This window comes from Paenibacillus sp. LPE1-1-1.1 (genome assembly GCF_040676435.1).
GTDB lineage: Bacteria > Bacillota > Bacilli > Paenibacillales > Paenibacillaceae > Pristimantibacillus.
The window spans coordinates 270,067-292,277 of record NZ_JBEGHY010000045.1; the positions used below are offsets into that span (position 1 = coordinate 270,067).

At 48.3% G+C, this 22,211-nt stretch carries 12 protein-coding genes; 11 read left to right on the forward strand and 1 reads right to left on the reverse strand.

Features of this window, described 5'->3' with window-relative positions; all coding sequences use genetic code 11:
* Nucleotides 1–9: 9 nt before the first annotated feature.
* The 4 genes from MRBLPE1_RS30180 to MRBLPE1_RS30195 all read left to right on the forward strand — a co-directional run bounded on the left by MRBLPE1_RS30180 (nucleotide 10) and on the right by MRBLPE1_RS30195 (nucleotide 7,163).
* Nucleotides 10–2,820 carry a sugar-binding domain-containing protein gene (locus MRBLPE1_RS30180; protein ID WP_364153311.1) on the forward strand — a complete coding sequence of 937 codons (2,811 nt, stop codon included), beginning with the start codon at nucleotides 10–12 and terminating at the stop codon, nucleotides 2,818–2,820.
* A 261-nt stretch (nucleotides 2,821–3,081) separates the two neighbouring features.
* Entirely contained in the window at nucleotides 3,082–3,516 is a 435-nt protein-coding gene (locus tag MRBLPE1_RS30185; protein ID WP_364153313.1) for a MarR family winged helix-turn-helix transcriptional regulator, read from the forward strand.
* A gap of 97 nt (nucleotides 3,517–3,613) precedes the next feature.
* Nucleotides 3,614–5,383, forward strand: a complete 1,770-nt coding sequence (locus MRBLPE1_RS30190) for an ABC transporter ATP-binding protein (protein WP_364153316.1) — start codon at nucleotides 3,614–3,616, stop codon at nucleotides 5,381–5,383.
* A 43-nt stretch (nucleotides 5,384–5,426) separates the two neighbouring features.
* Complete coding sequence (locus MRBLPE1_RS30195; protein ID WP_364153644.1) at nucleotides 5,427–7,163, forward strand: ABC transporter ATP-binding protein; 1,737 nt, start codon at nucleotides 5,427–5,429, stop codon at nucleotides 7,161–7,163.
* Nucleotides 7,164–7,543: 380 nt separating this feature from the next.
* Here MRBLPE1_RS30195 and MRBLPE1_RS30200 read toward each other — a convergent pair whose 3' ends face one another.
* Nucleotides 7,544–9,004: an MFS transporter gene (locus MRBLPE1_RS30200; protein WP_364153319.1), complete on the reverse strand. Its 1,461-nt coding sequence runs from the start codon at nucleotides 9,002–9,004 to the stop codon at nucleotides 7,544–7,546.
* A gap of 758 nt (nucleotides 9,005–9,762) precedes the next feature.
* On the opposite strand from MRBLPE1_RS30200, the gene MRBLPE1_RS30205 reads away from it, so the two are divergent.
* The 7 genes from MRBLPE1_RS30205 (at nucleotide 9,763) to bglX (ending at nucleotide 21,807) form a co-directional block, all read left to right on the forward strand.
* Nucleotides 9,763–12,054 (forward strand): glycoside hydrolase family 2 protein, encoded by a 2,292-nt coding sequence (locus MRBLPE1_RS30205; protein ID WP_364153321.1) that lies wholly within the window; start codon nucleotides 9,763–9,765, stop codon nucleotides 12,052–12,054.
* Nucleotides 12,055–12,209: 155 nt separating this feature from the next.
* Nucleotides 12,210–13,952 carry a sensor histidine kinase gene (locus tag MRBLPE1_RS30210; RefSeq protein ID WP_364153324.1) on the forward strand — a complete coding sequence of 581 codons (1,743 nt, stop codon included), beginning with the start codon at nucleotides 12,210–12,212 and terminating at the stop codon, nucleotides 13,950–13,952.
* A gap of 16 nt (nucleotides 13,953–13,968) precedes the next feature.
* Nucleotides 13,969–15,576, forward strand: coding sequence for a response regulator transcription factor (locus MRBLPE1_RS30215; RefSeq protein WP_364153327.1), 1,608 nt, complete (start codon nucleotides 13,969–13,971; stop codon nucleotides 15,574–15,576).
* A 228-nt stretch (nucleotides 15,577–15,804) separates the two neighbouring features.
* Nucleotides 15,805–17,334: an ABC transporter substrate-binding protein gene (locus MRBLPE1_RS30220; protein ID WP_364153329.1), complete on the forward strand. Its 1,530-nt coding sequence runs from the start codon at nucleotides 15,805–15,807 to the stop codon at nucleotides 17,332–17,334.
* 107 nt (nucleotides 17,335–17,441) lie between these two features.
* Nucleotides 17,442–18,356, forward strand: coding sequence for an ABC transporter permease (locus MRBLPE1_RS30225; protein ID WP_364153332.1), 915 nt, complete (start codon nucleotides 17,442–17,444; stop codon nucleotides 18,354–18,356).
* Nucleotides 18,357–18,368: 12 nt separating this feature from the next.
* Nucleotides 18,369–19,256: a carbohydrate ABC transporter permease gene (locus tag MRBLPE1_RS30230; protein WP_364153334.1), complete on the forward strand. Its 888-nt coding sequence runs from the start codon at nucleotides 18,369–18,371 to the stop codon at nucleotides 19,254–19,256.
* A gap of 31 nt (nucleotides 19,257–19,287) precedes the next feature.
* On the forward strand, nucleotides 19,288–21,807 hold the full coding sequence (gene bglX, locus MRBLPE1_RS30235) for a beta-glucosidase BglX (RefSeq protein ID WP_364153337.1): 2,520 nt from the start codon (nucleotides 19,288–19,290) through the stop codon (nucleotides 21,805–21,807).
* The last annotated feature ends 404 nt before the right edge of the window (nucleotides 21,808–22,211 follow it).

The following is a 22,211-nucleotide window of genomic DNA, read 5'->3' on the forward strand; positions in this document are numbered from 1 at the left end:
TTAACCGATATGATCAAGGAGTCTATCGCAGGCACGTGGAGATTTAGTTTGGACGACGCTAAGCAAGGAATTAGAAATGAATTTTTTAACGGCATGCTATCGGATGAGATTCAGCTGCCGGGGACGACCGCCGAGAACAAAAAAGGCATTTTTAACACGGCAAGAGAGATTGCCCATCTAACAGAAACCTACCCTCTGCTCGGTTATGCCTGGTATCAAAGAGAGATTGAGATCAAAGGAGAATGGAGCGGTAAACAAATCCGGCTGTATATGGAACGGACAAGAGTATCGCAGGTTTGGATCGGCGAGGAGTGGAAAGGAACCCGGAATAGCGTAAGCGCTCCTCATGTTTATGAGCTTGGTCCCATGAATGCCGGAACCTATACGCTTACGGTTTTGGTTGATAACAGCGGGTTGCCGGTAAAAGGCGGGCATATGACTTCGCCAGACACGCAAACGAACTGGAACGGTTTGCTTGGAAGACTTGAAATTCAGGTCATTGAGCCAATCCGCATGGAGAACATACAAGCCTATCCGGACATCGCCAATAAATCCGTTCGTCTAACGTTTCAGTTGATAAATGATACAGCGGATGATGCGGATGCCAAAATTGCCATTTCGCAGGCGGAGCATGCAAAGTTAGGCAAGGCAGAAGTACCGTTTGCCGGAAAAACGTATCAGATCCGTGTGAGATCGGGCAGTCAAAAGGCAGAGCTTGATTATGCCATGGGTGAAGATGTTGCATTATGGGATGAATTCACGCCTATTCTGTATCATTTGCAGATGACTCTTGAGGCGAGCAATGGCGGAACGGAATACCGGGACGATCAGGCGGTCTGCTTCGGTATGCGTGAATTCGGGACCGAAGGAACGCAGTTTACGAACAATGGGCGCAAAGTTTTTTTGAGGGGAAAACACGATGCGTTGGCCTTTCCTTTGACGGGCTATTCACCGATGACGGTGAATGAGTGGGTGAAGGTGTTAACGGTTGCCAAGTCCTATGGGATTAACCATTATCGCTTCCATACCTGCTGCCCGCCCGAAGCGGGATTTATGGCAGCCGACCTGTTAGGCATATATTTTGAACCGGAGCTGCCCTATTGGGGGGCGTTTCAGGACCCGGAGGATGAAAGCTACGATGAGGCGATGGCCGAATACTTGCGGAATGAAGGATTGCGCATATTAAACGCTTACGGAAATCACCCTTCTTTTGCCTTGTTTACGCTTGGCAACGAACTGCATGGAAGCCGCAAAGCCATGTCTAGCCTCCTGAAAGAGTATCGGGAACAAGATAATAGGCGCTTATACGCCGAAGGGGCAAACAACTATTTCTGGGCACCATCGTTCTCCGAAGATTCCGATTTTTGGGTAACGATGCGGACAGGCCATGGCGGCTCGATCGTACGCGCTTCTTTCTCTCATGCCGACTTGCCACTTGGGCATGTGCAGGCGAACTATCCGTCAACGCTAACGGATTACAGGGATAACTTGCCGGAAATAAACGTGCCTACGATAAGCCATGAAATCGGACAATATCAATCCTTTCCTAACTTCCGAGAGATAGACAAGTATACGGGTGTCCTGCAAGCACGGAATTTCGAAGTGTTCAGCGAAAGGCTAAGCAGCATGGGAATGCTTGAGCAAGCGGATGATTTCTTCCGGGCATCCGGTCAACTCGCCGTTATTTGCTACCGCGAAGAAATCGAGGCTGCCTTGCGGACGCCGGGCTTTGGCGGTTTTCAGCTTCTTGATTTGCAGGACTTCCCTGGCCAAGGTACGGCCCTAGTTGGCATGCTGGACGCATTTATGGAATCAAAGGGTTTTATCGAGCCTGAACAATGGCGCGAGTTTTGCTCAGAGATCGTATTGCTGGCCCGTTTTCCCCGGTATACCTATGCTTCAAATGAAAGATTCAAAGCGCAATTGGAGATCGCTAATTTTGGCCCCATTGCGCTTTCCGCAGTTAAGCTTGTTTGGTCGATCAAACAAGGCGATCTTGTAATCGGTGCCGGGGAAACCGAGTCAAAGGATGTCGAGCAAGGCGTTCTCAAGTTCATGGGGACGATCGAGCTTGATCTTTCGGAGGCCAAGGTTCCTGATAAACTGATGTTAGAAGTGAAATGGAAGGGCAATGAAACCGCAAATCATTATCCGATTTGGGTGTATCCGGAAATGGTTGAGACGCAGCCATCGAATAACGTTTATTTGCGCCAATCGTTCGATCAGGAGGTTTCCGGCCTATTGGACGCTGGCGGCCGCGTGCTCTTGCTTCCTAAACAGGAGGAGCTGTCCACTCATATTAAGGGTGTATTCGCTTCGGATTTCTGGTGTTATCCGATGTTCCGCTCCATCTGTGAAGGCAAACAAGCAGAGCCTGCGCCGGGGACGCTCGGAATTTTTTGCGATGAACAGCATCCGGCTTTTCATTCGTTCCCGACGGAGTTTCACAGCAATTGGCAGTGGTGGCCAATAGTCATGAACTCGCATTCGCTTATTCTTGATGACTTGCCGGAGAGCTTCTGTCCGATCGTGCAAGTCATTGACAACTTTGAACGAAACCATAAGCTGGCTCTCATTTTTGAAGCTAAAGTCGGTAAAGGGAGCCTGCTTGTATGCGCAAGCGATCTCTTGGGGCAGCAGGATAAACCGGAGGTGCGGCAGCTGCTCCATAGCTTGCTGAACTATGCCGCCTCAGAGGATTTCAAGCCATCTGACGAGTTGAGCATAGAACAAATTCGGGGCATCTTAGACCCAAATGCACTAACCAACCGTGCAGCAACTCGTGGACAAGCAGTCATCAATCCTTCCTACCCTAACTAGCAGGCTATTGGAATATTAAACGGGGACTCTCCCCAGTCATTCACGATGACTGGGGAGAGTCTTTTATTTAGGCTTTGCATTCGGAGGATGCTTGCAGGGGATTCGGCGCCTCTTAAAAAAAGTCGTAAAAGTGTTAATCAAATAGTCGACATAGGTATAGTCAACCGTATGCGGGTTGCAATATAATTAAGAAAGATTTGCTTGAATTGAAATTGGAAGTTAAATGCTGCAGGCAGTTTATTTCCATAAGGGAGGTCGAGAATGGAAGCAGAAAGATCGGTTGCGCTGGAGCTCAGAACGTTAAGAAATATGTTGAAAAGACAGATTGACGGGTTCATTCATCACAAGTACGGCGATCAATTGACCGGCATGCACGGATGGGCGCTGAAGTTCTTTGTCGATAACAAGGATAAGGAGATTTTCCAACGCGACTTCGAGAATCATTTCTCGATCAGGCGTTCGACCGCGAGCAAGATTTTGCAGCTAATGGAGAAAAATAACCTCATCACAAGACAATCCGTTCCTTACGACGCAAGGTTGAAGCAGATTATTCTTACACCGATGGCCATTGAGTACTGTGAAGCCATTTTCGGGAAGTACGTCGAATTGGAGCGTGAGTTGAAGAAGGGCTTGTCGCGGGAGGAGCTGGATACGTTCTTCAACGTTTTGGATAAAATCAAAAGCAATTTGGAGTAGCAGTCGTCACAGTTGTCGGGACGGCTTTTATTAAAGTATTATTGTTAGTAGACTTACAGTTCTATAGCTAACAACAGGGAGAAGGGGCGTTCGGTAGATGCTTAAGATTTTGAAGTATTTTAATCCGAAAAATGTGTGGTTTATTATCATCAGTACTGCGTTTATCGTGCTCCAGGTATGGCTCGACTTGAAGCTTCCCGATTATTTGGCGGAAATTACGAAGCTGGTGCAGACCGAAGGCAATTCCTTGAGCGAGGTGTGGGAGCCCGGCGCTTATATGGTGATGTGCGCGATCGGGAGCTTGCTCGCTTCCTTCATCGTCGTCTATCTCGTCGCGCAGAGCGCCGCGTCGCTTGCTAAGAGACTAAGGGGCCTGCTCTTCGACAAGGTCGAATCGTTCTCGATGGCCGAGATGAACAAATTCTCGACGGCGAGTCTCATTACGCGCTCCACGAACGATATTACGCAAGTGCAAACGATCGTGGCGATGGGTCTGCAGGTTATGATCAAAGCGCCTATTTTGGCAGTCTGGGCCGTTGTGAAGATCTCCAGCAAGAGCTGGCAATGGACGCTCTCATCCGGCATTTCGGTTGCGCTGCTTCTGCTCATGATCGCGATCGTCATTTTGTTCGCCATGCCGAAGTTCAGAGCGATTCAAGGATTAACGGATCAATTGAACCGGGTAACGAGAGAAAGCTTGACTGGCCTGCGCGTTATCCGCGCCTATAATGCAGCTCCGAGTCAGGAAGCGAAGTTCGAACACGCGAACAAGGAACTGACCGACGCGAATCTGTTCACGAGCCGTTTAATGGCGTTAATGATGCCGGTTATGAGTCTCATCATGAGCGGATTAAGCTTGGCGATCTATTGGATCGGCGCTTATCTGATCAATGGGGCGGATACGGCTGCAAGGCTCGGCTTGTTCAGCGACATGGTCATCTTCTCTTCCTATGCGATGCAGATCGTCATGGCCTTCATGATGCTGTCGATGGTATTCTTCATGCTGCCGCGGGCGTCGGTATCCGCCAAGCGCGTCATGGAAGTATTGAATACGGAACCTAGCATCAAGGACGGCAGCTCGAAATCGAAATTTTCAAACAGTGCCAAGGCAGGAGAGATAGAATTCCGAAATGTCAGCTTCAAGTATGCGGATTCGGATGAATATGTGCTTCAAGACATCAGCTTCGTTGCGCGTAGGGGCCAGACGGTTGCGTTCATCGGCTCGACGGGGAGCGGCAAGAGTACGCTCATGAACTTGATTCCAAGATTTTACGACGTGACGGACGGAGAGGTGCTCGTAGGGGGCATGAATGTCAAGGATTACACGCTCCGGGATCTGCACAACAAGCTGGGCTACGTTCCTCAGAAAGCGGTATTGTTCACGGGAACCGTGACATCCAACGTCGCTTATGGCGATAACGGGCAAGCGGCAGGCTCGGCGGACGATGTGAAGAAAGCGGTAGCGATCGCCAAGGGCACAGAGTTCGTCGAGAAGCTCGAGGGTGGATACGAGGGCAGCGTCTCGCAAGGCGGAACGAACTTGTCTGGCGGTCAGAAGCAGAGGCTATCCATCGCTAGGGCGGTGTTCCGCAAACCGGACATTTACATTTTCGACGATTCCTTCTCTGCGCTTGATTACAAGACAGACCGTCAGCTGCGCTCCATGCTGAAGCAAGAAACATCAGACGCTACCAACCTGATTGTGGGACAGCGAATCGGAACGATCAAGGATGCGGATCTTATCCTCGTTCTCGACGAAGGCAGGATCGTAGGAAGAGGTACGCATCAAGAGCTGCTGCAGACCTGCGAGGTCTATCGTCAAATCGCTAACTCTCAGTTGTCGAAGGAGGAGCTCGAAATTGGCTAAACAACAGATTGCATCGAAACCAAACATTGATTTCAAAGGCACAATGGGCAAGCTGGTCGCGTATTGCAGGCCGTACCTTCCTCTTATTGCCGTAGCTTTACTGCTGTCCGTCGTGGGCACGATATTTACGATTATCGGACCAAGTCAGCTGGAAGCTATGACCGATCACATCACCGCGGGCTTAATGGGCGAGCTCGACATGGACGCGGTTGCCCGCATCGGCATTCTGCTCTCCGTCCTGTACGGATTAAGCGTTGTCTTCTCGTACTTCCAAGGCTTCATCATGGCTACGGTAACGCAGAAGGTATCGAGAGGGTTGCGTACTCGCATATCGCAGAAGATCAATAAGCTTCCGCTCAAGTATTTCGACTCCAATAGCAACGGCGACGTGCTGAGCCGCGTGACGAACGACATCGATACGATTGGGCAAACGATGAATCAGAGCGTCGGGATGCTTGTAACATCTGTTACGATGCTGGTCGGCTCCTTGGTTATGATGTTCTACACGAATGTATGGATGACGATCACGGCGATCTTGTCGACCTTCCTGGGATTTGCCTTCATGACCGTGATGATCAAAAAATCGCAAACGCATTTCGTCCACCAACAAGCGAACTTGGGAGCGATGAACGGCCACGTCGAGGAAATCTTCTCGGGCTACGATGTCGTTAAGGTCTATAATGGGGAGCGGAAGGCGAAGGAAACCTTTAACGAAATTAACGATAAATTATATGAAAGCTCTTGGAAGTCGCAATTTCTATCCGGCTTGACGATGCCGCTCATGATGTTCGTCGGCAACTTCAGCTATGTGGCGGTTTGTATTGTCGGTGGCGCATTAGCGATGAACGATCACATTTCGTTCGGAGTCATCGTCGCCTTCATGCTTTATGTCCGGCTGTTCTCGCAGCCTCTAGGGCAGATCGCGCAGGCAGCAACAACACTGCAATCGACTGCTGCAGCATCCGCGCGCGTATTCGAATTTCTGGAGGAGAAAGAGCTCGAGGACGAAATCAGCAAATCGAAGGTGCTTAAGGATGTTAAGGGACAAGTCGAGTTCCGGAACGTGGCCTTCGGGTATGATCCCGAAAAGCTGATCATCCATGATTTCTCCGCGCGGGCACTGCCCGGCCAGAAGATTGCCATCGTTGGCCCAACGGGTGCGGGGAAGACGACGATCGTCAACCTGCTCATGCGGTTCTATGAGTTGAACGGAGGAGAAATCGCCATCGACGGCGTTCCGATCCATGAGCTTCCTCGGGAAAACGTGCATGAGCAGTTCTGCATGGTGCTGCAGGATACGTGGCTGTTCGAGGGGACGATCAAAGAAAATATCGTCTTCAACAAACAAGGCGTTACCGATGCCATGGTGAAGGACGTCTGCAAGGCTGTCGGCATTGACCATTTTATCCGGACGTTGACGCACGGCTATGACACGGTATTGAACGAGCAAGTGAACTTATCCGCCGGGCAGAAGCAGCTGATTACAATTGCCAGGGCTTTGATCGCGAATGCGCCGCTGCTCATCCTCGACGAAGCGACAAGCTCCGTCGATACAAGAACGGAGCTGCTAATACAGGAAGCGATGGACCGGCTGATGGCGGGACGAACCTCATTCGTTATCGCACACAGGCTGTCTACGATCAAGAATGCCGACATCATTCTCGTCATGAAGGACGGGGATATTATCGAAAGCGGCAATCACCGGGACCTGCTTGCGGCAAACGGCTTCTACGCCGATTTGTACAACAGCCAGTTCGAGAATGCGGAAGCGGCTCTGTAACGAAGACATTTGATCAAAAACTGAAAGAGACGGCAGCCGGCTACAAGGCTGCCTTTTTTCTTTGTTTAGGAAAATACGCAACATTTCGAATTACAGATAAGTGCGGCGACATCATCGAGAGCGGCAATCACCGGGAGCTGCTCACGGCGAATGGCTTCTATGCCGAAAATTAAGTGCCTATGGTTGTAAATGAAAGAGCCGGACTCATAGCTCATGTCCAGTTAAAAAGTTTGGTTATGTCCGATCATGAAGCAAGTTAACATGGCACAAGCGAGCATATGAAGATACTGAATAGTTGAAAAGAGACCGCCGATTATATCGGCGGCCTCTTCTTGTTGTTGGAAAGCGATGATTTCTCTCTTATAATTTAGAGCCTTTCGCTAACGATTCAATGCTCCAGCTCTTTGCTTGTTGAAGGAGACGAAAACGGCAAATAGCAGCAGGATGACTCCTGTGAACGTAAACCCTTCAATTATGGTGAACGGCAGCCAGCCTAACACGGAAGAGCCGGCAACAACACCAAGAGAGAAGAAGGCATAGAAGTAACCATAAGCTTTCCCGCGCAGCTCTGCAGGCGTGGCGTTAATGAGCATCGTATTAATAGATGGAAACAAGAAGGCAAAGCCTACTCCATAAAGGCCTAACACAGAGTATAGTGCTAATGTCGTCGTTGATTGGCTAATAAGCAGCTGACTCAATCCCATTAAACCGATTCCTATGGCCATCGTTTTTGATGAGGCCACACGATCGAAGATACGATTAGTAGGAAGTGCGAATATGAGGACGGCGATGATCCCAAAAGTGCTCATTAAGGTGCCGCTTAATTTCGAGTCATAGCCAAGCGACTGAATATGCAAGGGTAATAAATAAGCGATCACGCCTTGTGAGAACATTAAGAAAAAGGCGCCGCCATAAGCCTTTATTACACCTGCATTAAAAATCGAGCCCGATGACGGAACGATAGTTTCGTTTTTCTCTTTCTCCAATATTTTATACTTGCTGAGAAAAATGGCAGACAGGACGGAAAGTGAAAAACCCATTGCAGCTACCCATGTAAAAACGACAGGTACAGAGGTTTTGCTTGCCATAATTCCGCTGAATGCAGGGCCTATAATAGCGGCTAGCCCAACAAATGTGCCGGTGAAGGCAACCTTTTTCCCCTGCTGATCATCTATCGTTGTATTTGCTGAGAACGTAAACGCAGCTGGAACAATTAATCCGGAGACAAAACCATGTATGATTCGAACGATGATCAAGAATGAAGGTTGGTCGACAAAATGATAAAGCAGCAGAGCGCTGCTTGATAACAGCAATCCGACCATTAGAATTTTGAAAGGCCCGACCTTGTCGGTCATAATACCGGATAAAATATTGCCAAACGTATTGGCTAACGAATATAGCCCGATGACAAAACCTACAATAAACGAGCTGGCGCCGACGGAAGTCGCAAAAGTGCTCATGACCGGCAGCTGCGCGAACAAATCAAAAAAAGAAAAAAATACGATGCTGTAAACGAGCAGGGCATAGTTAAACGGCTTTACGCTGTATTTGACCTGCGCCTTCTTCAGCTTCCAGTCCAGCAAGAAGTTGCCGAATGGTACAAACGCTGCAATTAATGCGGCAGCAGACCAAAGTGGGCTCCATTTCACTCGAATTGCCGCATAAAGGATGGTTAATGCATATAAACTGAAAATCCCGCCGTGAATGCTGCCTACAATCGTTACTGCTATGTCTATCCCCCAAATATATTTCAAGGGCATGGCAATGCCTAGTAAGGCTAATAACGAAATACCATCAAAAAGACCTGCTATACGTAAAATGTAGATCGGATGTAATCTCACTTGTGCTGCTCCTAATATATATTTTGAATCGATTACTCCATTCTAACATTTTATTAAGCAAGTAAAATAGGAGGGTTAAGGCAAGTGTATGAATAAAAAAATTAATTAACACCAATGAATTAGGGCTGGCAAAGACGCTATTTTACCGCGTCTTAGCCAGCTCTTTTTATATTAAGTTCTTGAGTCTTGCAAAAATATTGCCGTACGAGAAATTGTCGGTTACCACGCCCGCTTCAATGGAAACATCAATGGCCCAAATAAATACTTGTGAGCGGTCCTATAAGTCTGACAATGATTTGAAAAAGGGGGGATCTTATATAGCCAGGCGCGGTGGGAAGCGTGGTTTTATGTGCTGTTTCCATTACTGCTGCTAATCATCACTGAGGTTATAAGTAAACGCTTGTCCGATGGAGCAATCGCTGGAAAGCAGCGATCAGCTGCCGTTTTTTCAACAACCGGGCAGGATAGTTCCGATGAGCGAGTGGTTCAAGTAAGATTATTACTTGAGATAACGCATTGTAAACATGGAGGATGTGAAAATTTGTATATAGACTTATGATTAAGGTCGTCAATGAATAAAAAATTTGCCGGAAAATAGTCGCCCTGATGACACGCGAAAGTCGACATCCGAGTAGTGACTGTAAATGAGATGGTTTATGATCAGAGGAGACATTTCGAAATTTGGACTAAGCGATGATTCCCAATCATTCAGAACGGATTCGCTTGTCCGATACAAATATAGAAGCGAGGTAATCTAGATGATGCAAATCAACGCTCTAAACGATGACTGGACGTTCTCGAAACACAATGACCCCTCGTTTGCGACCCAATCCATACCGGAGGGGCAATCCGTAAAGCTGCCCCACACGTGGAACCAAGCCGATGGGCAAGGCGGCAGCGAATCCTATTTTAGAGGGAAATGCTGGTATCAGCGGAAGTTAACAATTTCAGAAGAAGATTTGACGAAAAGGTTATACCTAGAATTCGGGGCTGCAGGAAATATCGGTCGGGTGTACATCAACGGTTCGCTGTCTGGAGAGAGCCGGTGCGGGTATGCGATGTTCCGCGTAGCCTTGAATCCATACCTGAAGGAAGGAGAAAATTTGATTGCCGTATTGGTAGATAACAGTTATGACAACGAGGTATTACCGCTTTTGGCAGATTTCACGTTTTACGGCGGTCTGTACAGGGAAGTGAATCTTCTGGTCATGGACGATGTCCATTTTGATGTCCTGGACAACGGTCGGGACGGCGTTTATTTGTCGCAACGCAAAACCAGTGAAACTACTTTCGAGTTGTCTGTTCACGGTCAAGTCGTCAATGAATCCCAGGTGCTGCATGAGGGAGAAGTGTTGTTGCAGCTTAAGGATCAAGAGGGACAAGTCGTCATCGAAGCGAAAGCCCCATTGATGCTTGACGGCGTAAGTAAGTTCGAGTTCCGGAACGAGATCGACAGTCCGATCCTTTGGAACGGCATCATTCATCCGTATCTGTATACTGCTGCTATATCCGTCATCGGTGATGGACAGGTGCGCGATACGCGTAATATCCCCATCGGGTTCCGGACGATCGAGGCTACGGCCGAGCAGGGATTGATCTTAAACGGCAAACCGATCAAGCTTAACGGCGTATGCCGCCATCAAGATTACGGCAATATTGGAAACGCTATTACGAAAATGCACATGGATGAAGATATGGCGATGATTCGGGAAATTGGAGCAAACAGCATTCGTCTCGCGCATTATCAGCATGACGATTATTTCTATAGCTTGTGCGACCGTTATGGTTTGCTTGTATGGGCTGAAATTCCTTACATTAGCATTCCTTCCACCAAGGACCCTGAAAATCATAACGCAGTCGAACAGTTGGAAAGGCTCATCAAACAGGCATACAATCATTGCTCGATCTATTGCTGGGGCGTACAGAATGAAATTACGATTGCCGTTGAGACAGAACATACCCATAACACAATCAAGAAGCTGGCGGCATTGGCCAAACAGTTGGATCCCAATCGATTGACCGCACAAGCAAACATCAACGGAGTCGAAGACGATAGCATCATTAACATGTATACCGATATTGTTGGTTATAATCTATATTATGGCTGGTATTACGGTGAAATAAAGGAACTCGGTGAACGATTTGATGCGTTTCATCACACGAACCCGAACACACCGCTTATTCTTTCCGAATACGGAGTGGATACGAATCCGAAGTTTCATTCGTATGAACCTAAGGTTCAAGACTATACGGAAGAATATCAACTGTTGTTCCATCATAACGCGTTAGAATCGATCAATTCTAGACCTTTCGTCCAAGGCGGTTACGTATGGAATATGTTCGACTTCGGGAGTGCCAATCGAAGAGAAGGCGGCGAAACAGGGAAAAACTTGAAAGGGCTTGTAACGATCGACCGCAAACTAAAAAAAGATGCATTCTATCTGTATAAGGCCTATTGGTCTCAGGAACCTTTCGTCTATTTGACCGGACGTCGTTTCGTCAATCGGCACCAAGAAATGAATGACATTGTTATTCTGACTAATCTACCACGAGTCAAAGTTTGTAAAAACGGCGTTTTTCTTGTCGAAATCGAAAGCAATGAGTCAATGAAAATTTTGAAAAACGTAGCGCTTGCTCGCGGAGAGCATCACTTGACGGTTGAAGGCTTTGACGACCATGGCAACGTCTTTACGGATGAAATGACGCTTCATCGTGTATCCGAACGCGATTCCGGCTATGTGCTCGAAAACACGAAGAAAGTATTTAACGTCGTCAATTGGTTCGAAAAATTCGATCTGACGAATGCGGAAGCAAGCCCAATCAAAGAAGGATATTATTCAACGTTCGACACGATCGAAGTTTTGTATGGCAATGAAGCGGCCAAAGCAGTATTTCTCAAATATTTCGAAGCCTATACGAACAACCCATTCTTCGAGGTGACGATGGGTGTTATGTCCATACAGAAAATGTCTCAAATCGTACAATACAATATTCCTCCGGAATTATTAGCCGTCATTAACCGGGAGTTGAACACCATACAGAAGGATTAAATTCAGCTTGGCAAATTTGCATAACGAATAAGAAGAGAGACGGTGGGTCAAGGATATCCTTGATCGACCGTTTCTTTGTGAATCATGTTCTTGTTAGAATGATGTACAATAGTATGATCATACTTGCCTATGTATACAACTAGAGGGGGTCTGACATGAAAGGCCAATTGTTTCGAATCTCATGGAATTCAATCCGTTTAAAGCTGGTCTTAAGCGTGTTGCTTATTACGGTCCCGATGATCGCATTTCTGATTTATAACAATTTATACGCCATCACCGTCGTGCGCCATCAAGTGGCCGAATCGAATCGGAACCTTATCTCCCTGTACATGGACCAGATTGATGACAACTTGAATGATCTCGACGCCTATATGACGAACTTGATCGTAAACGACAAGGATCTCCAAATGATGAGTTACATGAATCGCGATCAGCGCGTGCTCGCCAAGGTCAGGCTTGATGCTAAAATGACGGCCGATATCGGCACGCTGAAGACGGTCGATTCCATCTTCGTTTATTCAATCGCCGATCAGGACTACTTCGATGTATTCCGGGGTTTCGGCAACGACACGCAGGAAAGAAATAATATCAGGGCTTATATTCGAAATCTCATTACAGAGCTGGAGGAAACGAAGGAATTCGATAAGCGCAGCTGGTACGTCGAACGGATCGGTGAAACGTACTACTTTTTCCGTATCTTACAGACGAGTGACGCCTATGTCGGCGCGTGGGTCAATATCGAAAGGCTTTCGGTTCCGCTCAACCTGCTGGAGTTGGGCGAACGTGGTTTATCGTTGTTCGCGACGGAAAACGGAGTGCCGATGACACATGAAGAGACGGTGGCCGACTTCGGCATCGACTTGAACCGCGACTTGAGCAGCTATTATTTATCGGGGACCCAAGTGAAACATCTTGTCGTCGGTGAACGATCTTCCAAGGGCGAATTCAGCTTGATCGCGCTCATTCCGGACGATCAAATACTGGGAAACCTGCCTTATTTACGGCGGATTGTGGCGATTATATCGATCGGTGCCGTTATTTTAGTCCCTTTATGTCTGCTGCTGCTTCGAAAAATGGTACTGCGACCGTTGAACCGGATCATGGCGGCTATGCGGCGAATTGGCGATGGCAACTTGAACGCACGGATCGAACCGTTCCCTACTTCTGATGAGTTCCGTATGGTGAACCATACATTCAACGGCATGATGGAACAGATTCAGGAACTTCGTATTCATGTGTACGAGGAGCAGCTGAATAAACAGAAGGCGGAGCTGCAGCATCTGCAGTTGCAAATCAATCCGCACTTCTTCATGAATTCACTGAATATCGTTTATAATTTGGCTCTGGTAAAAAATTATGCTCTTATTCAGGAGATGGCGATTAGTCTCGTTCAATACTTCCGTTACATGTTCCGCAGCAATCTAACGTTCTTGCCGCTTAAGGACGAGCTGCAGCATATCCGGAATTACATCCGCATCCAGGAGCTGCGATTCCCAGATCAGCTGACGTTCGAAATAACAGCTCCCGAATTTTTGTTAAGCGCGCGAATACCGCCGCTTGTTATTCAGACTTTCGTCGAGAACTCAATTAAGCATGCTGTATCATCGGAAGGACCCGTCGCGATTGCCGTTCGAGTCGATCTTGATGACAACCGCGAAGCACCGATGATCGAAATCGTGGTACGAGACTGGGGCAGCGGGTTCACTGAAGAGGTTTTACGAGAAATTCGTACCGGGAACCGCATCGTGGACGCGCAAGGCGGGGAACATATCGGAATCTGGAACGTAAAGCGCCGGCTGGGTTTGTTATATGGCGACCGGGCGCACATCCAATTCTCAAATGCGCCCGAAGGCGGAGCAGAGATACGTATGCGGCTGCCACTGCATTTGGGTACATAGAGAGGGGAAATGATTCATGGTAAGTGTTCTGCTCGTAGACGATGAGATTCATGCCGTGGAAGGAGTCAAGAGCGCCGTTGATTGGGAGAGGATTGGCGTTTCAGAAGTACATACAGCTTATAATGTTCAAGATGCGAAACACGTTTTCGCCCGATATTCGATAGACCTCTTGTTATGCGACATCGAAATGCCGCAAGGAAGCGGCTTAGAGCTGCTCTCATGGGTTAAGGAAAATCATCCCACTACGGAATCAATCTTCCTTACCTGTCATGCAGATTTCCATTATGCCAAACAAGCGGTCCAGCTCGGAAGTTTCGATTATTTACTGAAGCCCTTACCGATTCCCGAGCTCGAGGGCGTTATTGGCCGTGCGATCGCAAAGAGAGACGAATCATCCAAGAAAGAAGAGTACAGCCGATATGGCCAATACTGGGTGCAGCATCAGCCGTTATTGATCGAACGGTTCTGGCTGGATATTCTGAACCGGTCTATTCCGACGCATCCTGAGGCAATCCGGCAAGCGGCGGAAGAAAGGAATATTCCGTACTCCGAGCATATGCAATTTGTGCCGGTCTTAATTGTCGTAAAGCGATGGCATAAAGAACTGAGCCTGCGCGACGAGAAAATATTGGAGTATGCGATCCGCAATTCAGCAGAGGAGACGCTGCTCACAGTAGGGGATTACGGCCAATTGTTGCCAATCGGCCAAAGGGCACTTTTAGCAATCCTATCCTGCGATTCGCTCGCGAATGAGGAAATGGCGCGTTTGATTCATTGCTGCGAAGGCTTCATCGCGTCGTCCCACAATTATTTCTACTGTGACCTATCTTGTTATGTCGGCGACCCGGCATACCCGCATAATCTGCCGACAATGACAGATCGACTATTCATGCTAGACCGCGACAACGTCGCGCGAGACAATCTAGTTATACGGCTGGACGGGCTTTCTTCTGTTACGACTGCCTATAAAACCATAAATTCCCACTTATGGACGATGCTGCTGAAGGAAGGCGACGCAGGCAAGCTTGCGGAAGAAGCGGCCGAGAGCCTGGAGAAGCTCTCCCGCCTAGGCGGATTGGATGCCAAGAAGTTGCATCAGTTTCATCAGGATTTCCTGCAGTTGGTCTATGGCTACTTGCATTCGAAGGGCATACAGGCGCATCAATTATTCGGTGATGATCGGTCGGTCGAGATGTCGGTCTCTGCTGCACGGTCAGTCAAGGACATGACAGCCTGGGTCCGCCATGTCGCAATGAAAGCGACTGAATATGTCATTTCGGTGGAACAATCCGAATCCGTTGTCGATCGTGTGATCGCATTCGTCACGAAGCATATCGGAACGACTCTCTTAAGGGAAGATATCGCTAAGCATGTATTTCTGAATCCCGACTATTTGGACAGGGTTTTTAAGAAGGAGAAGGGAATTTCTGTTACGGAATTCGTCACCCGGGAAAGGATGGCAGTCGCACAGGAACTTTTGCTCAAGACGTCGCTGCCGGTCAACGTCGTTGCCGCGCAGGTTGGGTATTCCAATTTTTCTCATTTCTCCCGAATGTTCAGGAAGTATTCCAATAAAAATCCGATTGAATTCCGCATGAAGGGGCAAGCCGAACTGATTAATTGATGGACATGGAGTGCGAATCGACCGGACATAGGAGAGCTGAGGAGCGGCCATTGGCCCTCCTCTTTCTCATTACGCTCACTAGTGGTCGATATCCTCATATGCAATAGTCGACATCTTGGTAGAGCGTGTTTATTCCGATGCTGTAAGATGAACTCAAGATCTTCGGCGGTACGATTATCAGCTATCGCAGAAGCATCAAAAATATTTACATTACGGGGGGAGTAAAAGATGAAACGGAAATTTTCTTGGTTGACTGCTTTGCTTGTCGTCATGATGCTGGTTACGGCCTGCAGCTCGAATGGCGGCAATACTCAAGGCAACAAAGCTTCGGACAATGCAGGGGCAGCGAACAATACCGATCAGGGTGACAAGGAAGAACCGCCTTATGAACTGACCATGGCATACTTCAGCTTTGGCAGCGTTCCGAAAGACCTTCTACTCGTACAGGATGAGATCAACAAAATTACAGAGGCGAAAATCAACGTTAAAGTAAAAATGCTGCCGATTAGCTTCAGCGCTTGGACTAACCAGATCAACTTGATGTTGACGAGCAACGAGAAGCTTGATTTGTTCCCGCTGTTCGGAACCACCTACGCGAATCAAGTAGCCAAAGGCCAGTTAGTCGAACTGGACGAGCTGCTAGCCAGCAAAGGCCAAGGGATTACCGAGGCGCTCGGTCCTGACTATTCGAAAGCGGCGATGATCGGTGGAAAATCTTACGCCGTACCGAGCATCCGCGACCTTGCCCAAAGTTACGGCTTCCTAATGAGGAAGGATATTGCCGACAAGAATCAGATCGATCTGGGCAGTGTAAAAAAGATCGAAGATCTCGAGCCTGTGCTTGAAGCAATCAAGTCGAATGAGCCGAACATGACCGCTCTTGTGAACGGTGTCGGAGCTTCAGCGTTCAGCTCGTTCGTCACTCGCGATTCGCTAGGCGACGACTTCGGCGTTCTGCTTAATTACGGTCAAGGTGATTTGAAGGTTGTCAACTGGTTCGAAACGGAAGAATATGCAAACAACTTGAAATTGATGCGGAAATGGTATGAGGCCGGATACATTGCGAAAGATGCTGTTACCATTAAAGAGTCGTCGGCAGACATAATCAAGGCTGGTAAAGGCGCTGGCAACTTGGCTTCGATGAAGCCTGGCTTCGCCCATCAAGAGACGCGCAACTCCGGTACGGAAATGATTACGGTTGAGATGCAGCCGCCATTCGCAAGCACAAGCACGGTTTCCAAGATCATGTGGGGGATTGCTAGTAACTCTAAAAAGCCAGAGAAAGTAATGGAGTTCCTCAACCTTATGTATACCGACAAGGATATTGTAAATCTATTCGACTGGGGCATCGAAGGCAAACACTATGTGAAGGTATCGGATAACGTAATCGATTATCCGAATGGTGTTGAATCGAGCAACGTTGGTTACACGGGATTAGGTTGGTTGTTCGGCAATCAATTCTTGTCTTATACCTTTAAAGGAGACGACGAGAAGCAGTGGGATGATATGAAAGCATTCAACGATCGCGCGATCAAGTCGAAAGCGCTCGGCTTTATGTTCGATTCCACTTCTGTCAAGACGGAATTCGCCGCGGTGACCAACGTCGCAAGTCAATACCGTATCGCTCTCGAATCCGGCGTGATTGATCCTGAGAAGGAACTTCCAGAGTTTATAGCAAAACTGAAAGATGCGGGTATCGACAAGATTATCGCAGAGAAGCAGAAACAATTGGACGAGTGGGCGGCCGCCAACAAATAAACGGATCGCTTGAGCTCGCAAGTATGTAAGCGCAATCCAGTTAACTATGTTGTTGATTGGGTTGCGCTATCTCCAAACTACCAGTCTTAGCAAGGAAGTGATTGTAAATGTACACGAGAGCGAAATGGAAAAAATACGCGCCACTATTTCTGTTAATGGTACCGGGGCTGGCTTACCTTATCATTAACAATTACTTGCCAATGTTCGGTATGATCATCGCGTTCAAAGATATCAATTACGCGAAGGGGATATTGGGAAGCGATTGGATCGGATTTAAAAATTTCGAATATTTGTTCAAAACAACGGATGCTTATATTATTACCAGAAATACAATCCTCTACAACGTACTGTTCATACTAATCAACACAGTTGGTGCGATTGCGACTGCAATCCTGCTAAACGAGGTCCGCAAAAAGTTTTTTCAGCGTTTTTACCAAAGCATCATCATATTGCCGCATTTAATATCTATGGTTATCGTCAGTTATCTCGTTTACGCCATGCTCAGCAGCGATACGGGATTCATCAATAATACGATATTGCCGATTTTCGGGATGGATAACATTTCGTGGTATTCCGAGAAACAATACTGGCCATACATTCTTACGATCGTTAACATTTGGAAAGGTGTCGGCTTCCTTAGTGTCGTTTATCTGGCCTCGATCATCAGCATCGACCCGGAATATTACGAAGCGGCTACACTGGACGGCGCATCGCGCTGGCAGCAGATCCGTACGATTACCCTTCCGTTGATTATGCCTGTTATTACGATGATGACTCTTCTTGCCATTGGACGCATTTTCTATTCCGACTTTGGACTCTTCTATCAGGTACCAATGGATTCGGGAGTTCTCGCAGAGACGACGAACGTTATCGACACGTATGTATACCGCGCATTAATGAACCTTGGGGATGTGGGGATGTCGTCTGCGGCAGGCGTTTATCAGTCGATTGTTGGCTTCGTGCTCGTCATCGTCTCAAACTATATCGTACGCAAATATAACAAAGAAAACGCATTATTCTAGGAGTGACAACTGATGACTCATGAAAGTAATCTGACAAAATGGATTCCCCATGTCGTGCTGATGGGTTTCGCGCTGGCCTGCATTGTGCCGTTCTTGCTTCTCATCATTTCATCCGTCACGAGCGAAGACAGTATCGTGCGAAACGGTTATTCCTATTTCCCGGAACAACTAAGTCTGACCGCTTATGAGTATTTGTGGTCGCACTGGAATGAACTTGGCCGCGCATACGGCATTACCATCTTCATAACGGTCGTGGGCACGGTCACGAGTCTCGCGATTACGTCCATGCTCGCTTATCCGATGTCGCGTACAGATTTGCCGTTACGAAACTTCTGGGCGTTTCTCGTCTTCTTCACCTTGCTGTTCAACGGCGGGCTCGTCCCGACCTATCTGATCTATACGCTTGTATTCGACATTAAGAACACGATTTGGGCGCTGCTCATTCCTGGACTGCTTATGAATGGCTTCAACGTCTTGCTTGTCCGCACGTTCTTCATCACCTCGATTCCCCCTGCACTGGTTGAGGCCGCAAGCATCGACGGCGCAGGCGAGATCAAGATCTTCTACAAAATCGTTCTGCCGCTCTCCATGCCGATTATGGCAACGATTGGACTATTTGAAGCGATTCTGTACTGGAATGACTGGTTTAACGGCTTAACGTATGTTACAGATCCGAGCCTGTTCAGCATCCAAAACATTCTGAACCGGATCATTTCGGATATTCAATTTCTGTCGAATAACAGCAGCTTGGCCTCGTCTGCGAACGAAACAATGGCTGAATTGCCGAGCACTTCGGTCCGGATGGCCATTGCAGTTGTCGGTGTCCTGCCGCTTCTGATTGCCTATCCGTTCTTCCAAAAGTATTTCATAAAAGGGATTACAATTGGTGCCGTCAAATAATGAAATTTGTGTCGAAGGAGCGTCTGATAACATGATCGGAATATGGCATGCAAGCAAGACGGTTAACGGGTCCGTCTTCAAATTGTTATTCTCCATAACGGAAAACGACGGTTATAAGCTCGCGATAAATAGTGAACCTACGCCAGCATTCATTCTGCCAATGGATGCCCAAATCGAAGGGAATAATCTTCGCGCGGAGGGGCGTTCATTCTTCACCCCGGATCCGGTGTGCGTAACGCTAGTGTTCGAAGGCGATACGTTCCGAGGAACGGTCACGCTACCATTCATGGGGGAACTGCAAATCGAAGGTGAACGTGGGCGCGGCCGTTCGCTTAGCGAGGATCTCATTCCGAAGGTGATGCCGTACCGGAAAACGGGTGTCAATTTGCGTTCGGACGCGGACATACGCCAAGAGGTCGAGAAGCTGCTCGATCGAATGACACTTCTCGACAAGATCGGTCAGATGTCCCAGAGCGGTGCTTCCGATTTCTCCTTTGGCAGCGACGTTGAATCAGAGCCGACGGAGAAGCTGGTCGCCGAAGGGAAAGTAGGCTCGATTCTAGGAGCTTTCGATATTAACCGCGTATTCGAGCTTCAGAAGATTGCGGTGGAACAGTCGCCGCATCGCATCCCATTGCTGTTTAACGCGGACATCATTCACGGTTTCCAGACGATATTCCCTGTGCCCCTTGCCTGGTCATGTAGTTGGGATCTCGAAGCGATCAAACGTGCTTGCGCTATCTCCGCGAAGGAAGCGGCCGCTTCGGGAACGACATTCAACCATGGCCCTATGGTCGACATTACCCGTGACCCTCGTTGGGGCAGGGTCGTTGAGGGGGCAGGGGAGGATCCTTATCTTGGAGCGCTCATTGCTAGGGCGCAGGTGGAAGGCTTCCAAGGTGACAACTTGTTCGACAACGAGACTATAATCGCATGCCTTAAGCATTTCATCGCATATGGCGCGGCTGAAGGAGGCCGGGACTACAACACGGTCGACATTTCCGAAGGGACGCTGCGCAATGTCTTTCTTCCGCCTTTCAAAGAAGGGATAGAAGCCGGGGCCGGATCGGTGATGAATGCTTTCAACATCTATCAGAGCATGCCCGTCGCGGGCAGCCGATATTTGCTAAATGACCTGCTTCGGGATGAACTCGGCTTCGACGGAATGTTGATTTCTGATTACGGCGCAATCGAAGAGATTCATATCCACGGCGCGGCCAAGGACGGAAAGGAAGCAGCGAAGCTGGCGCTGGAAGCCACCATGGATATCGAGATGGTGACACGACTATATTTCCGCTATTTGCCAGAGCTCATCAAGGAAGGCGTTATAAAGGAAGAGCAGATCGACGAGGCCGTAAGACGCATTCTAACGTTCAAGTTTAAGATTGGCATCATGGACGATCCGTTCCGCTATGTGCAGCCGGAGAAGGAGATGGAATACCACTTCAATACCGCGCATCTTGAAGCGAGTCGGGATCTGGCACGCAAATCGATCGTGCTGCTCAAGAACGACGGAGTGTTGCCGCTCCGGAATGACGGGCGAACGGTTGCGCTGATCGGCCCGTTTGCAGCAAGTCAAGACCTGCTCGGGCCGTGGCAGTTTTCCCGTTATGGGATGGAGACAGTCACGCTGCGTGACGGTCTGGTCGCCAAAGGATTCACAAGCGAACGGTTGCTTGTCGCATCGGGGTGTGGTGTCGACAGCGAAATCGAAGGTGGCTTTGACAAAGCACTTGCTGCCGCAACCCGTGCGGACGTTGTCGTGCTGGCGCTCGGCGAAGACAGCAACATGTCGGGCGAAGCGGCATCTCGGGCCGATATTGAGCTGCCCGCCGTTCAACGAAAACTTGCGGAAGCGATTGTTGGCCTCGGCAAGCCGACGGTGCTTGTGCTGACGAACGGCCGTCCGCTAATTTTGGATTGGTTTGATCAGCACGTCAATGCCATCGTCGAAACTTGGTTTGCCGGATCGCAAGCCGGTCATGCTATTACGGACGTACTGCTAGGCGAATACAATCCGTCAGGCCGTCTTACGATGAGCTTCCCTCATCATGCGGGACAAGTGCCAATCTACTACAATCATTTCAATACAGGTCGCCCGGTCACACCTGAAAATGCGCATATGAAGTTCAACTCTAAGTATCTGGACAGCCCGAACGAGCCGCTCTATCCGTTTGGTTTCGGCTTGAGTTATTCCGCTGTTGAATATACGGAGCCTCTGTTAGACAAGTGTGTCATGTCCCGGACGGAGTCCTTGTCGGCCAGCGTCGAAGTGAAGAATATCGGAGATCTTACATGCGAAGAAACGGTTCAGCTTTATATACAAGACCTCCATGGCAGCGTCGTTAGGCCGGTCAAGGAGTTGAAGGGGTTCCGTAAAATCAAGTTGGAGCCGGGTGAGACACAAGTCGTGACATTCGATGTCATGGAAAAAGATTTGGAATATTATTTGCCGGACAATAGCTTCAAGGCCGAAGCTGGATTGTTTAAGCTATTCATCGGACCAAACGCAAGAGTCGTTAAGGAAGCGTCTTTCGAGCTGACCGATTAAGAAGGCGCGGTTAATGATCGAGTGGAAGGTATTACCCGGATTGGAGCTCGGCATGCCGTCTGATCGCGGCATAAGTGCCACTCTCATCGCTAAGCGGTGCGAAGCGTGAGAAGGAGCTGCAGGGGTTCGAAAAAATTGAACTGGAGCATTGCGAATCGGGGAAATATTTGGATTAAAGGACGTACTCCGTTTGGGGTGCGTCCTATTGTCATTTAAGGTGGTTTGTCCGTTCATTTTGGAGCTAAAATTAGAATTTTCTAAACCGCAACTCAGGCATCAAATTTCCGCCACCGAAATCGAAAAACGCAAGTTTTGAATAAAAAAGTGCACTATTTTGGAGCGCATGCTTAAAGAGCCAAAAAATTTAAAGGGAAACCGAAAGAGCCTCCGTATATCGACGATAT

Coding starts and splice junctions, on each gene's coding strand:
- MRBLPE1_RS30205 (WP_364153321.1), top strand. CDS start 9,763: ATGATGCAAATCAACGCTCTAAACGATGACTGGACGTTCTCGAAACAC.
- MRBLPE1_RS30215 (WP_364153327.1), top strand. CDS start 13,969: ATGGTAAGTGTTCTGCTCGTAGACGATGAGATTCATGCCGTGGAAGGA.
- MRBLPE1_RS30220 (WP_364153329.1), top strand. CDS start 15,805: ATGAAACGGAAATTTTCTTGGTTGACTGCTTTGCTTGTCGTCATGATG.
- MRBLPE1_RS30210 (WP_364153324.1), top strand. CDS start 12,210: ATGAAAGGCCAATTGTTTCGAATCTCATGGAATTCAATCCGTTTAAAG.
- MRBLPE1_RS30180 (WP_364153311.1), top strand. CDS start 10: ATGATCAAGGAGTCTATCGCAGGCACGTGGAGATTTAGTTTGGACGAC.
- MRBLPE1_RS30195 (WP_364153644.1), top strand. CDS start 5,427: ATGGGCAAGCTGGTCGCGTATTGCAGGCCGTACCTTCCTCTTATTGCC.
- MRBLPE1_RS30230 (WP_364153334.1), top strand. CDS start 18,369: ATGACTCATGAAAGTAATCTGACAAAATGGATTCCCCATGTCGTGCTG.
- MRBLPE1_RS30225 (WP_364153332.1), top strand. CDS start 17,442: ATGTACACGAGAGCGAAATGGAAAAAATACGCGCCACTATTTCTGTTA.
- bglX (WP_364153337.1), top strand. CDS start 19,288: ATGATCGGAATATGGCATGCAAGCAAGACGGTTAACGGGTCCGTCTTC.
- MRBLPE1_RS30185 (WP_364153313.1), top strand. CDS start 3,082: ATGGAAGCAGAAAGATCGGTTGCGCTGGAGCTCAGAACGTTAAGAAAT.
- MRBLPE1_RS30190 (WP_364153316.1), top strand. CDS start 3,614: ATGCTTAAGATTTTGAAGTATTTTAATCCGAAAAATGTGTGGTTTATT.